3 protein-coding genes are annotated in these 3,746 nt (G+C 73.8%); all 3 read right to left on the minus strand.

Features of this window, described 5'->3' with window-relative positions; genetic code table 11:
• Positions 1–93: 93 nt before the first annotated feature.
• A complete protein-coding gene (locus D7W82_RS38785; protein ID WP_120623062.1) occupies positions 94–1,398 on the minus strand; it encodes a hypothetical protein in 1,305 nt (434 codons plus the stop codon).
• A 91-nt stretch (positions 1,399–1,489) separates the two neighbouring features.
• The gene (locus tag D7W82_RS38790; protein ID WP_120623063.1) at positions 1,490–3,220 is read right to left on the minus strand and encodes a caspase family protein; all 1,731 of its coding nucleotides are present in this window, start codon (positions 3,218–3,220) and stop codon (positions 1,490–1,492) included.
• Positions 3,217–3,746 (minus strand): hypothetical protein (locus D7W82_RS38795; RefSeq protein WP_120623064.1); only part of this gene is annotated, 530 nt, incomplete at its 5' end. The genes D7W82_RS38790 and D7W82_RS38795, both read right to left, overlap by 4 nt.

Genomic DNA, 3,746 nt, shown 5'->3' on the forward strand with positions numbered 1-3,746 from the left:
GGGGGACTCAGGGAGGGGACGGACTGGCTCAAGGCGCGGCGACTGTAGGCGCCCGCTTCCGTGCCCCGCAACCGCGCGCTGCCCCCGTGGAGTTCACGGGCAGTAGCGCGCGTAGCGCAGGCCGCGCGTCGTCTGCAGCGCGCCGCCGTCCGGCGGGAAGTAATAGTGCACGTAGGAGAAGCCCACCTGCACCTGGTCCTGGTCGTCCACGTGGACCGAGGAGTGACCGGGGAACGCGTTCCCGCCGTCCAGTGTCTCCAGGACGAGCGGCGGTGTCGCGCCGGCGGGGGACGTGCCGTCCAGCGTCTGCACGAGCAACTGGCTGGTGCCCCCCGTCACATCCGCGTCGATGGCAGCGTCGTCCAGCAGCGCGTGGCGGAGGTCCGGGACGGAGGCGCTCCTCGACAGCGCGGGGCCCCGGCTGCGGAAGGCGCCCAGCGCGTATGACCGCCAGCCGCTGTCCTCCTTCACCCACAGCCGGGCCTCCTGGTCGTCGGAGGCCAGCAGGGAGGGCCGCCCCGTGGAGTCCACCTCCAATGCGATGCGAAGGCGCGGCGAGTTCAAGGGAATCATCCAGTCCAGCGGCTCGGTGATCCAGGTGCCGGACGCATTGCTCGCGTACAGGACCTGGCTCTTCGTGCCGAACCCACGCGCGAACACGAGGTGACCGTGCCCGTTGGCATCCACGACCAGCCGCTCGCGGTCGCCCACGGCTCCGAGCGCCTCCACTGGCGGCAGGCTCCAGGTGCCGTTGGCGGCCACGGTGCCAAGCAGGTAGCCGTCCATGGAGGACTTGGCGATGAGCACGTGGGCCCGGCCCTGCGAATCGAGCGCGATGGCCCTCGCCCAACCCCGGACCAGGATGTCGAAGGTCCAGGTCCCGCTGGCGTCGGTCGCGTAGCCGACCTGTTCTCCCTGCTGGTACAGCACGCGGTGCGTCCCGTCCGCGGCCACCACCATGTTCACGTCATAGGCGGTCCACACGTTCCACACCCGCGTCGGCACGTCGCCCGGCCGGGTGGTGCCGATGTGGAGATTGGAGTTCTTCGAATAGGCGTAGTGGCCCACGCCCTGCGCGTCGAAGACGAAGGTGGCGGTGAGGGCGTCGATGCCCTCGTCCACCACCTGCGTCGTCCAGCCCGGCCCGGCGCCGCACACCCCACCATCCGTGCCCGCGTCGGGGAGTTCGCCTCCATCGCCCCCATCCGGGTCGTCCTCCGCGCCGGCGTCGGGATGGGTGACCACCAACTGCACGCAGGTGCCGGCGGCGTTCCGGGTCACCTGGCCCTGGCCGGGCTTGGAGACTCCATTCGTGCAGATGGGGTCGCAGCCGGCCAGCAGGCCGGTGGCCACGACGGCGCTCGACAGCGCGGTGTACACGAGGAATGAACGGGACACGGGAGGACCGTCAGGGCTCGGGGTTGGCGCGGTGGGCGCGACATCAGCGCACCCACGCACGGACACGGCCGGGCCCGACGGCCCGCGTCCGCTAGCGCCTCAGGGAAATCTCCAGGCCGTACTGCCCGTCCATGATGGTCTGGCCGTTGGCGGTGACGCGATCCAGGCCCACCTGGGCCGAAAGCCGCAGCGGCATGCCCGCGAGCCGCCCCGTCACCCCCGCGGCCACGTGGCCGGTGAGCATCGCGGGGTCCGCCTGGCGGAAGCCCGGCGCCGTGAGGCCCAGCATCCCCCAGCCCAGCCCCACCTCCGCGAACAGCGGCGTGTTCGCGGGACGCTCCAACCCCACCAGCCCCTCCACCGTGAAGCGGTGCAGCCGGATGCCGTCCCGGGCCTCGAGCGGCGTCACGCCGTACGCCCCGCGCACGCCGTAATAGAGCAGGTCCATGGAGGACGGCGTGCGCCACGACAGGCTGGGCCCGGCGGCGAACTTCGCCAGCCCCAACGGCGAGCGCCCCGCGCCCAGGCCCAGCTCCAGCCGGGATGACCAGTGGGACGGCGCCGCCACGGCCAGCGGGGAGCGCGCCCCGCCCATGCCGGACGGCTGGAAGGGGTTGCTGAAGTCCACCGGCACCAGCCCCACGGCGGCGACGTACTCGTCGTAGAACGACCGGTCCAGCGGAACGGCGAACAGGCCCCGGCGGAGCGCCTCCTCCGCGGGACCTCTCTCCTGAAGCTCGCGCGGGCGCAGCTTCGGCGTGCCCGAGGACAGCTGCGCCAGCGTGACGCGCGCCTCCGCGTCCGGCGCGCGCACCCAGTACACGTCGCGCAGCGGCAGCAGGATCTGCGTCCACTGCTGCGGCGAGCGCCGCACGTCCACCAGCCGCTGGCCGGCCGCGTCCTCCACGGAGAGGCGCGCGTACTCGAAGCCGGCGGGGAAGGTGACCCGGGGGCCCTCGGGCGCGGGGCCCACCAGCGGGCGGCGGGGCTCGGCCGTGGGCGCGAAGGCGTTGACGGACAGGCGCGCGGGCATGCCCTTCACGCCGTGCAGCGAGGCGGCCACGAACGCGGCCAGCTCGCTGTACTCCACCTGGCCGTCGCCGTTGATGTCCGCGCCGCCCAGGAGGCCGGAGCGGGCCACGTGGCTGAAGACGCCCGCGCGGATGCGGGACCACTCGTGCGTCTCGCCGTCCTCGCTCTCCGCGAAGAGGGCGCCCACGTGGGGGCGCGACGCCAGCTGCTCGCGCGCGAGCACCCCGCGCAGCTCCGCCAGCACCGCCGCGTCCGGCGTCCCGCCGCGGCTGCCCACCACGCCGGAGGCACGGCACGCATCCGCGATGACGTGCACGTAGTCCGCGCCCAGCGGATCCACGACCTCCGAATAGAGGCTGCCGCGGTCCAGGCGCGCGTCGGCGAGCGTGAAGTAGGCGCGGCCCGCGTCGTCCGTGTTGCCGTGGCCCACGTAGACGATGAGCACGTCCGTCTGGCGTCCCGCCGCGTGGTCCGCGAGCGTCGCCGCCTGCAGCCGCTTCACGGCCTGCTCCACCGCGGCGCGCGTGGGCGCCTGCGCGGACTTCAGCACCAGGCTGCCGCCCTTGCGCGTGGGCTCGTCTGGATCCACGAGCAGCGTGGTCTCCACGCCCAGCCGCTTGAGCGTCTCCGCCCACAGCACGCCGTCGTCGTCCGCGTAGCGCAGCGGCGCGAGCGCGGGGTCGTCACTGCCGTTGTGGGCGATGACGAGCGCGCGCCGCACGGTGTCCGCGAGTGCCTCCGGCGCCGCCAGCAGCAGCGCCGCCCCCAGGAGGACTTCCAGCTTCTTCATGGAGAATCCTTTACCCGGACCTCCTGCCTGAGCACCACCACCCCCTCCGTCAGGCCCTGCCGCAGGGCCGCCAGGGTGGCATCCGGGTGCTCTGAGAACGTGGCGGTGACCTCCGCCATATCGGACCCCGCGGGCAGCGCGACCGTCAGCTCCAGCGGGCGCTCCTCGCCGGCCTTGCCGCTGAGCGGGAAGGGGCCGTTGACCTCTTCGTGGCCGCCGGCGCGCACGCGCACCGCGACGTGGGTGTAGGGCGGACGGGCACCCGCCGCGAAGGCCAGCGTGGCGCCCGGGGTGCACGCGGCCCCGGCGCGCAGCTCGTGCAGCGACTGGCCGGGCTTCGCGCAGAAGACGCGCAGGACGGCCTGGGCCACCGGGGCGGCGGGCGGGGCCGCCGGGTCATGCACGGCCCCCCGGACGCTGAACTCGGGCTCGGTGGGCTCGCTGGAGGCGGAGGGGCCAACGGACGTGGGCGTCACCACCACCGCGAGGAACAGGGCCGCGAGCGTGGCGCCGAGCACCGCGAGCG

Source organism: Corallococcus sp. CA049B, assembly GCF_003611685.1.
Lineage (GTDB): Bacteria > Myxococcota > Myxococcia > Myxococcales > Myxococcaceae > Corallococcus > Corallococcus coralloides.

What these genes read in the sequence shown, in the direction of transcription:
- D7W82_RS38790 (WP_120623063.1), bottom strand. Translation starts at nt 3,220, where the DNA reads ATGAAGAAGCTGGAAGTCCTCCTGGGGGCGGCGCTGCTGCTGGCGGCG.